The sequence below is a fragment of the Salmonella sp. 32100201201700099SM genome (genome assembly GCF_017572645.1).
Taxonomy (GTDB): Bacteria; Pseudomonadota; Gammaproteobacteria; order Enterobacterales; family Enterobacteriaceae; genus Salmonella; species Salmonella enterica.
In genome coordinates, this window is the sequence record NZ_JAGERQ010000002.1 from 342455 (window position 1) to 357933 (window position 15479).

A 15479-nucleotide genomic window follows, 5' to 3' on the forward strand; every position below is an offset into this window, starting at 1 on the left:
GCGGCTCCAGTCTGAATGTTGCAGGCCCGGTGCCCGCCGGGCAACGCTCTCTATAATTATCGTTGATAACCGCACGAATATACCGAACTTTACCGATAGCGCCAGCCATCTCTACTACCCTTATTGTTCTGAGCGGCATTTACGGCTGCCTTAATGACGATAACAAGGAGACATGTGATATGGCTTACCAGACAGTGAATCCTGCCAATAATCAGCTCATTAAAGAGTACCCCCCGCACACGGACGCGGATATTGAAGCCGCGCTGCAAAAAGCTGACGCGCTCTATCACTCCGACTGGTCCAAGGGAGAGATTGACCAACGTCTGCCGGTACTGCATAAGCTGGCTGACTTGATCGACAGCCGTGTTGAAGAACTGGCAAAAATCGCCAGCCAGGAGATGGGCAAGCTCATCGAGCAGAGCCGTGGCGAAGTCAAACTGTGTGCGCAGATCGCTCGCTATTATGCGGATAACGCGAAGCAGTTTCTTGCCCCGGTGCCTTATAAAACCGAGTTTGGCGACGCGTGGGTAGAACATCATCCGATTGGCGTCATCATGGCCGTTGAGCCGTGGAACTTCCCGTACTATCAGTTGATGCGTGTGCTGGCGCCGAACCTGGCCGCTGGTAACCCGGTGCTGGCGAAACATGCCAGCATCGTACCGCACTGCGCCGAGACGTTTGCCCATCTGGTGCGTGAAGCTGGCGCGCCGGAAGGCGCATGGACCAACCTGTTTATTTCCTCCGATCAGGTGGCGAACATCATCGCCGGCCCGCGCGTGCAGGGCGCGGCGCTGACCGGATCTGAAAAAGCGGGGAGTGCCGTGGCGGCACAGGCGGCGAAGCACATTAAAAAATCGACGCTGGAACTGGGCGGGAACGATGTGTTCGTCGTGCTGGACGATGCCGATCTTGAGAAAGCGGTGAAAATTGGCGTGCAGGCACGGCTCACTAATGCGGGGCAGGTATGTACGGCGGCGAAGCGCTTTATCCTGCATGAGAAAATCGCCGATCAATTCCTCAGCCAGTTCACCGAGGCGTTCAGGAAGGTGAAGGTGGGGGATCAGATGGACGCTTCTACCGAACTGGGGCCGCTGTCATCGAAAGATGCTCTGGATACACTGACCAGACAGGTCGAGGAAGCGGTGAAAAATGGCGCGACGCTGCACGTTGGCGGCACGTCGCTGGAAAGCAAAGGCAACTTCTTTGAGCCGACCATTCTGACCAATATTACGCGTGACAACCCGGCGTACTTTGAAGAGTTCTTCGGCCCGGTGGCGCAGATGTATGTGGTGAAAGACGATGATGAGGCGGTAAAACTCGCCAACGATTCCCACTACGGCCTGGGCGGCGCGGTGTTTAGTCAGGATATCGAACGCGCTAAACGCATGGCCTCCCGGATTGAAACCGGGATGGTTTATATCAACTGGCTGGCCGACACCGCAGCGGAGCTGCCGTTCGGCGGCGTTAAGCGTTCGGGCTTCGGACGTGAGCTATCGGATCTGGGGATTAAGGAGTTTGTGAACCAGAAGCTGGTAGTGGTGCGCCGCTAATCCCTGTTGCCCCTCTGAAAACGGGAGGGGCTGGCTTTTTTGCAGCGAAGGACGCGGATCTTAAATCAGAACGAAATAAGCGAACAAAACACCCTCAATCGCCCTCCTTATTTATCCACGTTGCACTAACCGTGCTTTTGATCCCGATATTGTTTGTACAGACATTCATGATGCCCGCATTTTCTGTTCTATGCGGAGGCTGGTATGGAATTTTACGAGAACCGCCCCAGACAACCATTCATTGGCTTTGTGCAGCTCAGACGGGCGCTAAAAAGGTGGTGGCTGCGTAAGCGGGCCTGTCAGGCGCTGCGACGAATGAGTGACGAGCAGTTAAAGGATATTGGGTTGGAAAGGAAGGATGTGGAATAGTGGATCTATTCAAGGGCAATAGTAGTTAAAGGATTTTATGATATATTACTATGCCCTTATGTTATGCATGCTCACTATTTTATATCATTAATATTAATATCATTAATCTTTTTCTCAATATATTTTTCTGGTTTTACCTTAGTTTTTTGCTCAATCGCATGATATTTTTCCTTATCAATGGTTATAGTCATTTTTTCTTTTTTGTTAAACATGCCAGGGATAATAATCGCGGCTGCAATTATCAGTAATATTATTATTGCTGCATGAATTTTGCCTTTGGGAAATGCTTTTAATAGAGTACACAGGATTGTTATACCCTTATGTATAAGATAAGGAAAAGATAGAAATAAAACAAATGGGTAAGCGAAATTTATGACATGTTTCCCATAGTAATTATTATTTATTGTTAGCGAACCAATACAGAATGCCATCACACAAAATAGAAATATTCCGAAGCATAAGAAGGATATAATGAAAGAACCTTGCATAATTCTTTTATGCAACTCTTGCAAAATACTATTTGTGAGCTTTTCCAGTTTAGTGTTATGACAAATCACTACCAACATCGCAAAAAAAATCTCAGATAAAGCAAGCGAAAATAACGTATTGAAGGCCATGCAGCTCATCAGCGTTTCGAAAAATATACTTTGCTGAAGATAGTATGGTAATAGAGCGTTGACCTCCATAAAAAAAGTACATAGAAATCCAAGGGCGATATAAGCAATTAAACCTTCACTTCTCCAAAGCGTAATGTTTTCTTTTACTTTTAGCCGCATGATTTTCCTTCACTCATTGATATGAATTATAATTAAAGCTGGCAAGGGTTCTTTGCCAGCTTATTTTATGCGTTTACTTAGAACCTGCCATCACGTCGATAAACGCCTGCACCTGCTTTTGCTTACGCGCCGATAGCTTGCTCACCTGGCGCAGCGACTGCATCAACTCGCTTTCTTCTGGTTGCGGCTGCTGTGCCGTGAGCACAATACAGCCGTTCATCACCCTCACATCCACCTCAGTACCGGTGGCGAAACCGGCGGCTTCCAGCCACTGGCCCTTCATGGTGAGGGCGGGAATGCGGGTATAATCCGGATAACGACTCGCATAACTCACGGTAAGGTGACGGTTATTTGTTGGGGATACTTCTGGATCGCACGGATCTGCAATAGAATGGACGGTAGTCATGATGGCTATTCTCCTGGAATAGTGATTGTGATGAGCGATATGGCCGTGTTCCCGCACGGCCATATCGCGCTAAATACCTGTATATAACATCAGTAAATAAAAGAAAAGTCCAGCTGAAAATAGACTGTAATGGGAATGTTCAGGAAGAAACTGGATATATTTTTGATGGTTATGAATGCGGGGGAATAATAAAAAGCGCACCGGGAAGGTGCGCAGGAAAATAAGCGTCAGGCTTTTTTACGCGAGGTTTTTTTACCACCGCTGGCGGCGCGTTCGGCCTTGATTTTTTCCAGCAGGGCGGCGGCGCTGTTTTCACCGCTGATAAGACTTGGGTTTTCCGCACGCCACTGGGCGGTAAGCTCGCCGCGGAAGGCCTTTGCCAGGATTGACTGGGTGAGGCTGTTGACGCGGTTCAGGGCGTTGTTAACCTGCTTTTCAATGGTGTCGGCCCAGGCGAAGAGTTGTTCGACGCGGCGGACGATTTCGTGTTGTTCTTCTAATGGAGGAACTCTGATGGGATAATTTGCTAGTGCTTTTCCTGTAAGGTGTTTAATTGTAGTTCCTGTAAAGAGCTGAGATAAGCTAATGTTATTTGAATCATTTTTCAAATTATAAACTAACCATTCGGGGATGATTTTGTCTTTTACCCGTGCTCGATGTAATGCTTTTTGGAAAATAACAGGTATGTCCTGAGGTTCACTCCATATAGCACATCGACCAGGTTCACCACCTTCACATATTAAAACATCGCCAAGCTTGAGTGATAATTCTCTGCGCTCTATATCTGAAATTAGTATATCTTGAAGGTTTTCTAAATCAAAACTAAACCAGCGAACATTTATATTTCCAAGATATTTTGTTGCAGAGCCAAAATTTTTAGCTTTATCAAGCATTTTACCTAGTCTGCTATCAACAAGTTCAGAGTATTTATGAACACTCCAAGTTGATGGTAGGTCTGGCCATTGCCATTCACTACATAATGGGTGGTGGTTTCTTTTATTTGAACCAATTAACAACCCGCTTACCGCAGCAGCTAGCACCGCCTGACGAAAACGTTTCAGGATTTGTGGGATTTGCTCAAGACGTGCTTTGGTGCTGTCTACCTGTGCCAGCAGCGTATCGAGTTTTTCGGCGATGATTTTTTGTTCGGCTATAGGTGGTATTGGTACTGTAAGTGTTGATAACTTTTGAGCATTAACATTTTGTACAGCATTCCCTGCTGACATTAAAGACAGCTGATTCCAATAGTCACTCGACTCTAAAAAACGTTTTAAGTAATATTCTGAAAAATAATTAACTGGTTTAAATCGAATAAGGTATGAAGCAAAAACAACTTGGCTTGGAGGGTTTTGTACCAAAAAACTAAACCCAACCGAACCGGCTCGAGATATCACAATATCTCTGTCCTGTAATTGGTATTTTGAAACATCTTCCGGGGCATCCATGCAATAAGGTACACTGGACCAGTCAACCGCTCCTTTTGTAATATCGGTTGTTCTTAAAAATTTTACATCCCCCATAGAGCTTGACTTAGTTGTGTAGCCATATTGAGGCTTACTGCATATTTCTGAAAGATGGGTTGTCACCCACCCCTCCGGCAATTTCCCCCCACTCATTCCTTCTCCCCCCCAAACGCTTCTTCCAGCAACTGGCGCTGCGCATCCGCCTCATCGCCCGCGCCCAGCTCTCGCATCAGTGCATCCAGCTCGCCCAGCGCCTGCACCAGCTCGCCCATCGCTTCTGCGGCTAACACGTCCGGTTCCGGCAGGTTGTCGGCGTCGATGCTGTCCTTATCCTTCAGCCAGGAGATATCCAGCGAATCGGATTTTGCCGTGCGGATCCACTCGCGGCTGAACTTGCGCCAGCGGCTGGTGGCCTGGTGCTGATCGGTGTTTTTGTTCTCTTCGCTGTCAGCAACTTCCGTCTCTTCAGCGTTAAAACTCCACTCACCTTCGGCTCGTGGGCTTAAGCCGTGCGGATCCTCACCATAGACGGTTTCAAACGGCTGCAGGTATTGCTCAGTAAACGGTGTACGCTTACCAAATCTCGGCATATTGGTGCGCAGGTCGTACACCCACACGTCATCGGTACAGTCCTTATCCTGAGTCGGATTGGCTACCGTACCTTTGGTAAAGAACAGCACGTTGGTTTTGACGCCCTGGGCGTAAAAGATGCCGGTCGGCAGACGCAGGATGGTGTGCAGATGGCATTTGTCCATTAAATCTCGACGAATTTCCAATCCAACTCGATCAAATAGTACGTTATCCGGCACCACCACTGCCGCACGGCCGCCGGGGCGCAGGGTTTCGATAATATGCTGCATAAAGCAAAGCTGTTTGTTGCTGGTCGGGTGCACGAAGGTGCGGGTAATGTTGGTGCCCGCGGCGCTGCCAAACGGCGGGTTGGTGGCGACAATATCGGCCTGCGGTAAATTCTCGCCGTCGCTGCCCAGCGTGTTGCCCAGACGGATGGCGCCGCCGTGGTCGAGGTTGCCTTCAATATCGTGCAGCAGACAGTTCATCAGCGCCAGACGACGGGTGCCGGGCACCAGCTCGAGGCCGATAAACGCGCGGTGGATCTGGAAATCCTGGGTGTCGCCATCAAGGTCATCCAGATCGTTGGTCTGCGACTTCACGTAACGGTCGGCTTCAATCAAAAAACCTGCGGTCCCGGCAGCCGGGTCCTGCACCACCTCACGCGGCTGCGGCTTCAGCAGATGAATAATGGTTTTGATCAGCGGACGCGGGGTGAAGTACTGGCCCGCGCCGGATTTGGTTTCGTTAGCGTTCTTCTGCAGCAGCCCTTCGTACATATCGCCGAAGTCGTCGCGGGACTTGCCGCGTGTACCGCTGTACCAGTCTAGCGAATCCATGTTGCTGACTAATTCTGTTATCTGTTTGGGTTCAGTGATGGTTGTACTCACATTATGAAATACCGCCTGCACCAGTTTTTTCTTATCTTCCCCCAGATGCACCAGCATTTTACGGTAAAACTGCAACTGCTCCTGGCCAATGCGCGATTTCAGGTCATCCCAGCGGTAGCCTTCCGGCAGGTAGTCCGCTTCCTGACCGGTCTCTTTGCACATTTTCAAAAACAGCAGCGAGGCGAGTTCATTGACGTAGTTTTGATAGGAGACGCCGCCGTCGCGCAGGTTGTCGCACAGTTTCCACAGCTTGGCGACCAGATCGTTATTGTTCATTGAAGATCCCATTTGACATGGCGACCACCATTGTGGGTCGCAAAAGTGATTGAGCATTTCAGATGCCTGATGGCGCTTCGCTTATCAGGCCTACAGGGTTACGTGTAGGCCGGATAAGGCATCGCCGCCATCCGGCGAAAACGGGGATGATACCCTCTTAAGCCAGCTCGTCCCAGATATAATCGCTGAACTTATCCAGCACGCTGTCGAGGTTGTCGTCAAAGGTGCGCTGTAACATGGACTTACCGCCGCGACGGTGGAAATTGCCGGTTTTGAAGACGTCGTCGTCGAGCACCACTTTCTCTTTCAGCGCCTGCGCTAAACGGTCGAGCCAGCTTAGCTGCTCAGGGCTCCAGTCGTTCTCGCCTTTGATACGCGCCAGCGCGTGATCGACACGCTCGTCGAACGGTTTGAGCGCATCGCCCACCGCCGCACGGCGGATATGGCCGATCAGGCGGGCGGCAATATCTTCATTGCGTGTTTCTTTCCACGCGCTGCGCAGAGAGGACTCTTCAAAATGCTGGCGGTCAAACCACTCCTGCAATTCCACCAGCCCTTTACGGGTGAGGTCACGCGGACGATTGATCACCGCCTGCAGCGCCGGCTGGGCGTTAGGGGCGTGTTGCACCAGCGCATCGAACGCTTCGAGAAAGTCCTGCGGCGTATCGTAGTCGCCGTACAGCGATTTGACGCTCACCACCTCATCGTCAATATCGAGGAAGATCGGCGCATCGCGCAGGGCGTTGATATCGGTTTTCAGCCTTTCGAGGCGGGCGATAAAACCAGGAAGCTTATTGAAAATCTCGGCGCTCCAGTGCGGCCCTTTTTCCCGCAGGCGCGAAGCCAGACCACCAAAGTTAACGCCCGCGGCATCCAGGCACAGTTCGTCCAGACGACGTACTTGCTTATCCACCGTTTCGCTGCGGTCACGGTTATAGGTGGCAAGACCGATAATCCGCTGCAGCTTAGCGACCAGCTGTTCATGGCTGTGTTCGGCAAAACTGCGGCCATCCGCTTCAATGGTTTTGTAGGTTTCTGAGTCGGTAATTTCGTTGACCAGCGTTTGCAGCTCCACCTGCGGACGCACAACCACCGGGCGCATGGTGTCGACGCTTTCCAGCGAACTGTAGATATCCACGCAGTCGAAAATCTTAAAGCTGGTTTTCCCTACCGACGGGCACAAACGCGTGGCACGGCCCTTCATCTGCTCGTAGAGAATGCGGCTTTTGACTTTGCGCAGGAACACAATATTACAGATAGACGGAATATCCACACCGGTGGTCAGCAGATCGACGGTGACCACGATATTGGGCAACCGCTCTTTGTTGAAACGGACGATCATGCTTTGCACTTTCTTCGCGTCTTTATCGGCATCACCGGTGATCTTGATGATCGCGTCGTGCTCAAGCTGCGGATACTTTTTCTTAAACGCGGTACGCAGTTCGTCAACCACCATGTCGGCATGGGCGTTGGTGACGCAGAACACCAGCGTTTTTTGTTGCCCGATGGGATCCAGGTATTTGGTGAGCTCGCCGCATACCGCGCGGTTAAACGCCGGGATCACCAGGCCACGGTTAAAGTCGGCGACCTCAAAATCCTGATCGTCGGCCAGCGTGTCGTTGATCAGCTCGCCCTGTGGGTTCAGGCGCTCCACCTGTTCACCCTCGGAAAGATAGACCCCATCCTGCGCGTTGCGGGTGACGATCTGAATAGGGGGATCCTGATCGATCAGGTAACCGTCGATCACCGCCGTACGGTAGGTGTAGCGGTAAACCGGTTCGCCGAAAATCTCCACTGTATGCAGCGCTGGCGTGGCGGTCAGGGCGATTTTTACCGCATCGAAATGGTCGAGAATGCGACGGTAGGCGGAAACGTAATCCAGCTGGCTGCGGAACTGCAGCTCGCCCTCGGTTTGCTCTTTATCGAGAATGTAGCCGCGGTGTGCTTCATCGACGACGATACAGTCGTAGCGGCCAACCGGCATTGGCTCATCGGATTGCAGCGTACGCTTGACCAGTGACTGCACCGTGGCGACGTGAATTTTGGTGCTGTCTTCCGGGAATTTGTCGGTCAACCCTTTGATATCAAAAATGCTGTTAAAGGTGTCGCCGTTAATGCGCGTGTCTTCAAACGACCCCAGCGCCTGTTCGCCAAGCGAGCGACGGTCGACCAGGAAAAGAACGCGTTTGAAACGCTGCGACTGGATCAGGCGGAACATCAGGGCGATGGCGGTACGGGTTTTACCGGTACCGGTCGCCATCGCCAGCAGGATCTCTTGCTGGCCGTTAACGATAGCCTTTTCCACCGCGCGGACGGCATCCTCCTGGTAATAGCGCAGGCCGAGTTCGCTCATTCCGGGGTTTTCAGCAAACCACTGGTTTTGTTTCTGCGGGTCGCTGCCCAGCATATCCAGCAGCTCTTCCGGGCGATGCCATTCCGGCAGCGCTTTTGACATATTGGTGGTGTGTCGGACATCGCGATACCAGATACCGCTTTTGGTCTTCATCGCTGCGCGGTATTCGCGCCCGTTGGTGGAGTAGCAGAAGGGGATTTTAAAGCGCTGTTTGCCGCTGGTGTCCTGCCAGCTGATTTCATACTCTGGCACGGCGTCATGCACTTCGTCGGGAGCGTAGTGCTCCAGCAGCGTGTCGCGTAAAAATCCGTTATCGAAGTATTTACTGTAGCGGTAAGACTCGTTGAGCTTGCTGAAGACATCGGTATTTTTGCGTTTCGCTTCAACGACGGCGATGGGCTTCAGGCCAACGAACAATACGTAATCGGCAAAGCCTGTTTTTCCCGTTTCATCTGTACCCGTTGGCCATTCGGCAATCGCTTTATTGACGCCGGGTTCCGGGCGAGCGCCTTTGGCAAAGCGCAGCGTTTTACTGTCGGCCTGCCAGCCCGCTTTGCGCAACTGGGCGTCGATCAGGAAGCGGCTCTCTTCTTCGCTGAGATTCAGCGTGCGCTTGATAGCCTGATCGGTGATCTCTTTGTGATAGGCCTTACGTTCCTGTTCGGTTTGCTTCGCCAGTTCGGCATCTTTTGCCGCAAGCTGTGCCTCCAGCGCGGCCAGACGTGCTTTGGTCTGGGCTTCGGTTTCCTGCTGTTTGCCCTCAAGGATGGCAATGTAGCCGTTGAGCGCAACCAGTCTTTGCTGCTGAGCTTCCAGTTCGGCCTGACTTTGTACTTTCTCTTGCGCCTGACGTTCCAACTGTTGTTTCAGCGTCAGCACTTCCTGGTGATAAAGATTCTCGCCGTGTTCTGGCAGAACAAACATCGGCACCGGGAAATCGTAATCTTTGGTTACCAGTCGGTAGTACCAGACGCTGAGGCGGAACCCGAGCCGCAGGCACATCTGGGCATCGTCCAGATCGTTATGAAATTCGTGGACGGCCAGGTTACCGATACGGCGCAGCTTATGGAAAACAGAAAGGATGCTGTCATCAATAAACGCAATCTTGCCCAGTTCGCGTAGCAGGTCATGTTGGTTTTCGCAGACGGGTATATCCAGCAACTGGCCGAGATGTTTCGCGGTGGCTTCGCCAAACATGCGCATTTTTATCAGAGTGGTATTAGGATCGTCCGGATAGTTGTTTTCCGCCGCGCAGGCGATGGCGTAAATGAAGTCGTTGACGCCTTTGAGAAAGTCGAAGTTAGATTTGTTCATTTTTATCTATCCGGTTCCTGAGCGGGAAGACGTTATTACCTTGTGCCGTAAAGGGAAAATAACAGACCCATGGTAGACTTCATATTGTGTGTGATCAACGAACAATCAGAGAGTAACTGCTTCTTTCCTAATGTTTTCCTGAAGAGTATCGTTCTCCGGCGGGGTATCTAATCTATATCAATAGCAGGGATGGATTTATGGCTGTTCCAACATATGACAAATTTATTGAACCAGTGTTGCGTTTTCTGGCCACTCGACCCGAGGGCGCTTTGGTCAGAGAAGTGCGTGAAGCTGCAGCCGAAATGCTTGGGTTAAATGAGCAGCAGCGTGCAGAGGTGATTACCAGTGGACAACTGACGTACCAGAACCGCACCGGTTGGGCGCACGATCGTCTCAAACGCGCCGGGTTATCGCAGAGCCTATCCCGGGGAAAATGGTGTTTAACACCAGCGGGAATGAGCTGGGTTGCCTCGCATCCGCAGCCGATGACCGAGCAGGAAGTGAGTCATTTTGCTTGTGATTTTAACGGCGTAAAGCTCAGTAAGCCGGCAGATGCGGTGGCGTTAGATCCACAGCCAGAATCGATTGAGGATGATGAGCTTGCCAGAAGCAGCCCGGACGATCGCCTGGAGCAAGCGCTCAATGAGATTCGTGAATCTGTTGCCGAAGAATTGCTGGAGAACCTGCTTCAGGTTTCGCCGGCGCGTTTTGAAGTGATTGTGTTAGATGTGTTGCACCGCCTGGGATATGGCGGTCATCGCGGTGATTTGCAGCGCGTCGGGGGAACCGGCGATGGCGGCATTGACGGTATTATCTCTCTCGATAAGCTCGGGCTGGAAAAAGTCTACGTTCAGGCCAAACGCTGGAAAGGCACCGTCGGGAGCGCTGAAGTCAGGGGCTTTTATGGTGCATTGCCTGAGCAAAAAGTGAAACGTGGCGTCTTTATTACCACCTCAGGCTTTACGGCGCATGCCAGAGACTATGCTAACAAAGTTGAAGGTCTGGTGCTGGTGGATGGCGACAGGCTGGTGCATCTGATGATTGATAATGATATTGGCGTATCCTCACGTTTACTCAAGTTGCCAAAGCTCAATATGGATTACTTTGAGTAGTGGTAACGCTGGAACCTGATTGCGGGTAATTGAGATGGACCACGTTGTGGGCACCTGTGTTTCCTCTCGCCCAGAAATCACGTGACTTTCTATGGCTGCGTATCAGCCTAAACCCATGCCTTCTGCGGCCTACTCTTCTGGTCAATTTTCTTTTATCTCGAATACGCAAATTGTGAAGCTATTTCCAACAATCCAGGTATAATCGTAAGATAATTGTATATACATTTTTGTATATACAATTAGGGAAAACACATGCCGATGGAGTTTGAATGGGATGCGAACAAGGCTAAAAGCAACCTGAGGAAGCACGGTGTCCGCTTTGAGGATGCGGTACTGGTGTTTGACGATCCCCGACACCTGTCACGTCAGGAGCGTTATGAGAATGGAGAATATCGTTGGCAGACCCTCGGCCTTGTTCATGGCATTGTGGTCATTCTGGTTGCTCATAGCGTTCGGTTCGAAAGTGGTTTTGAAGTTATCCGTATCATCAGCGCTCGTAAGGCAGACAGAAAAGAGAGGAATCGTTATGAGCATGGTTAAACATAAACGCGGCAACGCATCCGCGCTGAGTGCTCAGCATGAGGCTGAACTGAAGGCGCTGGCGAAAAAATCAGATGATGAGATTGATTACAGCGACATTCCCGCTTCGGAGGATGGACAGTGGTCTGAAGCAGTGCGTGGTAAGTTTTTTCGCCCGTTAAAAACTCAGGCCTCGGTGCGTATTGACGCCGACGTTATGGAATGGCTGAAACGGCCAGGAAAAGGCTACCAGACGCGGCTGAATGCCATTCTGCGCGAAGCGATGCTGCGCGAGCAAAATAAGAAATAGCCAGAAGATGCCGGATGGCGGCTGCGCCTTATCCGGCCTACAAATTCCCGCCAGGCCAGATAAGCGCTTAATGGTTACTTCCTTAACCCCGCAAACGCCGCTCTGATCTCGTCTTCCGGCAACTGGATCCCGATAAATACCAGCGTGCTGTGCGGCGTTTCGTCGCCCCACGGTCTGTCCCAGTCGGCGCTGTAGAGACGCTGCACGCCCTGGAACAGCAGGCGGTTGGGTTCGCCGTCGATCCACAGCATCCCTTTGTAACGCAGCAGTTTATCCGCTGATTCCAGCAGCAGGTTTTCCATCACCCGCGAAACCTCGCTGATATCCACCGGGTAATCCAGCTCCACCACAATTGACGACACATCGTTCTGTTTATCGGCAATAAAGTGGAAACGCGGTTGGCTTGCCAGCACGTTCTCTTCCAGCATAAAGCCGCTGGTATTAAACAACTGACTCAGGTCAATATCGCCGTGTACCACGGTATAAACCGGGGCGCGGGCGTTGATACGCGCCAGCCGCTCGCGCAGTTTCTCGCTGTCGCCTGCCACGTCGGTTTTGGTCAACAGAATGCGGTCGGCGTAGCCTATCTGCGACTGGGCGATGGTGAACTGGTTCATCTGCTCGTTAGCGTGCACCGCGTCGACCAGCGCAATCACGCCGTCTAACAGGTAGCGTTCGCATAATACGTCATGGGAGAAAAAGGTCTGAATAATCGGGCCGGGGTCAGCCATGCCGGTGCATTCAATCACCAGACGGTCAAAAGCAATATCGCCGCGGTCGCGGCTGTCGAGCAGGTCTAATAGCGCATCTTCCAGCTCGTTGGAGCGGGTACAACAGATGCAGCCGTTAGTCAGGGTTTTGATCTGTGTAGCGCGATCGCCAATCAGTTGATCGTCAACGGAGACTTCGCCAAATTCGTTTTCGATAACGGCGATTTTAAAACCATGTTGTTCGTTGAGGATATGGCGTAGTAGGGTGGTTTTGCCGGCACCAAGAAAACCGGTAAGTAGGGTAACTGCAATCGGGGTCATAGTCTCTCCATTAACAACAGCGCATACCGCCTTTGCCATCGCCGCCGTAACGTGCTTGTTGACGTTCGCGGAAGAACTCTTCATAGGTCATGTACGGCTTGTCGGGATGGTTGGTTTTCATGTGCTCGACATAGTTGTCGTAGTCCGGAATACCAATCAACATTTTTGCCGCCTGGCCGAGATATTTTTTTGCCTGACCTAAAGTATCAAACATTCTGCCGTCCTGTTAATGAATAAAGCCGGATGGCGGCTTGCGCCTTATCCGGCCTACACTAGCCGGGAGCGCTGTGCGCTACCCGGCATCAGTTTTAGTGGTGTGAAGAGATCTTCACGCCGCCTTCCGGCACGGGCACATACGGGGTTTCTTTGTCGGTACGTTTATCGCTGTTGCGTACCTTCATCCAGGTGGTGAAACCGTAGAAGATAATACTGTACACCACCACCAGGAACAGAATACTCAAACCAGCGTTAGTGTAGTTGTTCACCACGATATGGTTCATATTGGCAATCTGCTGCGCGGTCAGGTTGGTGCCGTTGGCAATCTTCTCTTTATACAGGTTTGCCATGTAGAAGAAACCTTCCATCTGTGGGTTGGCGCTGAACAGTTTCAGGCCCAGCGCCCAGGTGGTGCAGATCAGCAGCCATACCGCCGGGATTACCGTCACCCAGATGTACTTGGTGCGCTGCATTTTGATCAGTACCACGGTGCTCAACACCAGCGCCACGGCGGCCAGCATCTGGTTAGAGATACCGAACAGCGGCCACAGGCTCTTCACGCCGCCCAGCGGGTCGACCACGCCCTGATACAGCAGATAGCCCCACAAACCGACGCAGCCTGCGGTACCGATGATACCCGCGACCAGAGAATCGGTTTTTTTCAGGAACGGGACGAAGTTACCCAGTAAATCCTGCAACATAAAGCGGCCGGAACGGGTACCCGCATCCAGTGCGGTCAGGATAAACAGCGCTTCGAACAGAATACCGAAGTGATACCAGAAGCCCATATCCGCCATCGGCAGGACTTTGTGGAACACATGCGCGATACCTACTGCCAGCGTTGGCGCGCCGCCTGCGCGGTTCAATACTGACGGTTCACCGATATCTTTCGCAGTTTGCAGGATTTGTTCCGGGGAAATCACAAAGCCCCAGGAGCTGACGGTCGCCGCTGCATGTGCGGTAACGTCTTTCAACTGCGCCATAATCAGCGGCGCGTTCTCGCCGCCCATCTCGTGCAGGTTTGGCATGGTAATGCCCAGACCTGCCGGCGGGGTGTTCATCGCGAAGTAGAGACCCGGTTCAATGATCGAGGCCGCCACCAGCGCCATCACCGCAACAAAGGACTCCATCAGCATCGCACCGTAGCCGATAAAACGCGCATCGGTCTCACAGGCCAGCAGTTTCGGCGTGGTACCGGAAGAGATGAGCGCGTGGAAGCCAGAGACGGCGCCACAGGCGATGGTGATGAACAGGAACGGGAACAGAGCACCTTTCCACAGCGGGCCGGTACCGTCGACGTACTGCGTCAACGCCGGCATTTTCAGTTCCGGGTTGAGGATCACAATCCCCAGCGCCAGACCGACGATCACGCCGATTTTCAGGAAGGTAGCGAGATAGTCGCGCGGGGCGAGGATCAGCCATACCGGCAGCAGCGCGGAAACAAATGCGTAGCCGATCAGCGCGAAGGTAATGGTGGTGTCTTTAAAGGTCAGCGCCGGGCCCCAGTACGGGTCGTGGGCAATCACGCCGCCGAAGTAAATAGACGCCACCAGCAGCACGATACCAATAACGGAGACTTCGCCTACGCGTCCCGGACGCAGGAAGCGCATGTAGATGCCCATAAACAGCGCAATCGGCACCGTTGAGCAGACGGTGAAGACGCCCCACGGGCTTTCGGCCAGCGCTTTAACCACGATTAATGCCAGCACCGCGAGGATGATGATCATAATTAAGAAGCAGCCGAACAGCGCGATGGTGCCTGGAACGGTACCCATCTCTTCTTTGATCATCTCGCCAAGAGAGGCGCCGTTACGGCGGGAAGAGATGAACAGCACCATAAAGTCCTGCACTGCGCCCGCGAGCACCACGCCCGCTAGCAGCCACAGTGTCCCCGGCAGATAGCCCATCTGCGCGGCCAATACCGGCCCGACCAGCGGACCTGCGCCGGCGATGGCGGCGAAGTGGTGACCAAACAGCACGTAGCGGTTAGTCGGCACGTAGTTCAGGCCGTCGTTATTGATAACCGCCGGCGTCGCGCGCGTCGGGTCGAGTTTCATGACCTTCTGGGCGATGTACAGGCTGTAGTAGCGGTAAGCCACCAGATAGACGGAAACGGAAGCGACCACGATCCACAGGGCGCTCACGTGTTCACCCCGACGTAGGGCAACGACCGAGAGGCAGAAAGCACCGATGATTCCGAGAATCACCCAGGGTATGTGCTTGAATATCTTTTTCGTATCCATAGTAAAACCTGGTTGTAAGTTTAATTATCAGCCGAAGCTGGGTGGACATTGAGTTCGTGTTTGAGGAGGTAGATTGACTGC

General features: G+C 52.2%; 14 protein-coding genes. 5 read left to right on the forward strand and 9 right to left on the reverse strand.

All coding sequences use genetic code 11. From position 1 onward, the window contains the following. Positions 1-179: 179 nt before the first annotated feature. On the forward strand, positions 180-1550 hold the full coding sequence (locus J4685_RS05010; protein ID WP_000331419.1) for an NAD-dependent succinate-semialdehyde dehydrogenase: 1371 nt from the start codon (positions 180-182) through the stop codon (positions 1548-1550). A 94-nt stretch (positions 1551-1644) separates the two neighbouring features. On the opposite strand, the gene J4685_RS05015 is transcribed toward J4685_RS05010, so the two are convergent. Next, positions 1645-1788, reverse strand: a complete 144-nt coding sequence (locus J4685_RS05015; RefSeq protein WP_001581776.1) for a hypothetical protein — start codon at positions 1786-1788, stop codon at positions 1645-1647. On the opposite strand from J4685_RS05015, the gene yjiS reads away from it, so the two are divergent. After that, entirely contained in the window at positions 1755-1919 is a 165-nt protein-coding gene (yjiS, locus tag J4685_RS05020; RefSeq protein WP_000397915.1) for a DUF1127 domain-containing protein YjiS, read from the forward strand. The genes J4685_RS05015 and yjiS overlap by 34 nt on opposite strands. A gap of 74 nt (positions 1920-1993) precedes the next feature. Here the strand turns inward: yjiS and J4685_RS05025 are convergent, their stop codons facing one another. From J4685_RS05025 to hsdR, 5 genes are all read right to left on the reverse strand, one after another. Further along, positions 1994-2695 (reverse strand): hypothetical protein, encoded by a 702-nt coding sequence (locus tag J4685_RS05025; RefSeq protein ID WP_001237615.1) that lies wholly within the window; start codon positions 2693-2695, stop codon positions 1994-1996. Between the two features lie 73 nt (positions 2696-2768). Further along, complete coding sequence (gene symE / locus J4685_RS05030) at positions 2769-3101, reverse strand: endoribonuclease SymE (protein ID WP_001520547.1); 333 nt, start codon at positions 3099-3101, stop codon at positions 2769-2771. 227 nt (positions 3102-3328) lie between these two features. Beyond that, complete coding sequence (gene hsdS / locus J4685_RS05035; RefSeq protein WP_000014003.1) at positions 3329-4717, reverse strand: type I restriction-modification system specificity subunit; 1389 nt, start codon at positions 4715-4717, stop codon at positions 3329-3331. Continuing rightward, entirely contained in the window at positions 4714-6300 is a 1587-nt protein-coding gene (gene hsdM, locus J4685_RS05040; protein WP_001063193.1) for a type I restriction-modification system methyltransferase, read from the reverse strand. Before hsdM ends, hsdS begins: the two co-directional genes overlap by 4 nt. Positions 6301-6457: 157 nt before the next feature. Beyond that, a complete protein-coding gene (gene hsdR, locus J4685_RS05045) occupies positions 6458-9967 on the reverse strand; it encodes a type I restriction-modification system endonuclease (protein WP_001043491.1) in 3510 nt (1169 codons plus the stop codon). 197 nt (positions 9968-10164) lie between these two features. Between hsdR and J4685_RS05050 the strand changes: the two genes are divergently transcribed. The 3 genes from J4685_RS05050 (at position 10165) to J4685_RS05060 (ending at position 11908) form a co-directional block, all read left to right on the forward strand. After that, positions 10165-11079: a restriction endonuclease gene (locus J4685_RS05050; RefSeq protein ID WP_000290516.1), complete on the forward strand. Its 915-nt coding sequence runs from the start codon at positions 10165-10167 to the stop codon at positions 11077-11079. 252 nt (positions 11080-11331) lie between these two features. Next, positions 11332-11619, forward strand: a complete 288-nt coding sequence (locus J4685_RS05055) for a BrnT family toxin (RefSeq protein WP_001131963.1) — start codon at positions 11332-11334, stop codon at positions 11617-11619. Then, the gene (locus J4685_RS05060; RefSeq protein ID WP_000063142.1) at positions 11606-11908 is read left to right on the forward strand and encodes a BrnA antitoxin family protein; all 303 of its coding nucleotides are present in this window, start codon (positions 11606-11608) and stop codon (positions 11906-11908) included. The genes J4685_RS05055 and J4685_RS05060 overlap by 14 nt, the downstream gene beginning before the upstream one ends. A 74-nt stretch (positions 11909-11982) precedes the next feature. Here the strand turns inward: J4685_RS05060 and yjiA are convergent, their stop codons facing one another. From yjiA to btsT, 3 genes are all read right to left on the reverse strand, one after another. Further along, entirely contained in the window at positions 11983-12939 is a 957-nt protein-coding gene (gene yjiA, locus J4685_RS05065) for a GTPase (protein WP_000187838.1), read from the reverse strand. A gap of 10 nt (positions 12940-12949) precedes the next feature. Next, positions 12950-13153: a YbdD/YjiX family protein gene (locus tag J4685_RS05070; RefSeq protein ID WP_000460616.1), complete on the reverse strand. Its 204-nt coding sequence runs from the start codon at positions 13151-13153 to the stop codon at positions 12950-12952. A gap of 94 nt (positions 13154-13247) precedes the next feature. Further along, a complete protein-coding gene (btsT, locus tag J4685_RS05075; protein WP_000379928.1) occupies positions 13248-15398 on the reverse strand; it encodes a pyruvate/proton symporter BtsT in 2151 nt (716 codons plus the stop codon). Positions 15399-15479: the final 81 nt, after the last annotated feature.

Coding starts and splice junctions, on each gene's coding strand:
- J4685_RS05010 (WP_000331419.1), top strand. CDS start 180: ATGGCTTACCAGACAGTGAATCCTGCCAATAATCAGCTCATTAAAGAG.
- yjiS (WP_000397915.1), top strand. CDS start 1,755: ATGGAATTTTACGAGAACCGCCCCAGACAACCATTCATTGGCTTTGTG.
- J4685_RS05015 (WP_001581776.1), bottom strand. CDS start 1,788: ATGGTTGTCTGGGGCGGTTCTCGTAAAATTCCATACCAGCCTCCGCAT.
- J4685_RS05025 (WP_001237615.1), bottom strand. CDS start 2,695: ATGCGGCTAAAAGTAAAAGAAAACATTACGCTTTGGAGAAGTGAAGGT.
- symE (WP_001520547.1), bottom strand. CDS start 3,101: ATGACTACCGTCCATTCTATTGCAGATCCGTGCGATCCAGAAGTATCC.
- hsdS (WP_000014003.1), bottom strand. CDS start 4,717: ATGAGTGGGGGGAAATTGCCGGAGGGGTGGGTGACAACCCATCTTTCA.
- hsdM (WP_001063193.1), bottom strand. CDS start 6,300: ATGAACAATAACGATCTGGTCGCCAAGCTGTGGAAACTGTGCGACAAC.
- hsdR (WP_001043491.1), bottom strand. CDS start 9,967: ATGAACAAATCTAACTTCGACTTTCTCAAAGGCGTCAACGACTTCATT.
- J4685_RS05050 (WP_000290516.1), top strand. CDS start 10,165: ATGGCTGTTCCAACATATGACAAATTTATTGAACCAGTGTTGCGTTTT.
- J4685_RS05055 (WP_001131963.1), top strand. CDS start 11,332: ATGCCGATGGAGTTTGAATGGGATGCGAACAAGGCTAAAAGCAACCTG.
- J4685_RS05060 (WP_000063142.1), top strand. CDS start 11,606: ATGAGCATGGTTAAACATAAACGCGGCAACGCATCCGCGCTGAGTGCT.
- yjiA (WP_000187838.1), bottom strand. CDS start 12,939: ATGACCCCGATTGCAGTTACCCTACTTACCGGTTTTCTTGGTGCCGGC.
- J4685_RS05070 (WP_000460616.1), bottom strand. CDS start 13,153: ATGTTTGATACTTTAGGTCAGGCAAAAAAATATCTCGGCCAGGCGGCA.
- btsT (WP_000379928.1), bottom strand. CDS start 15,398: ATGGATACGAAAAAGATATTCAAGCACATACCCTGGGTGATTCTCGGA.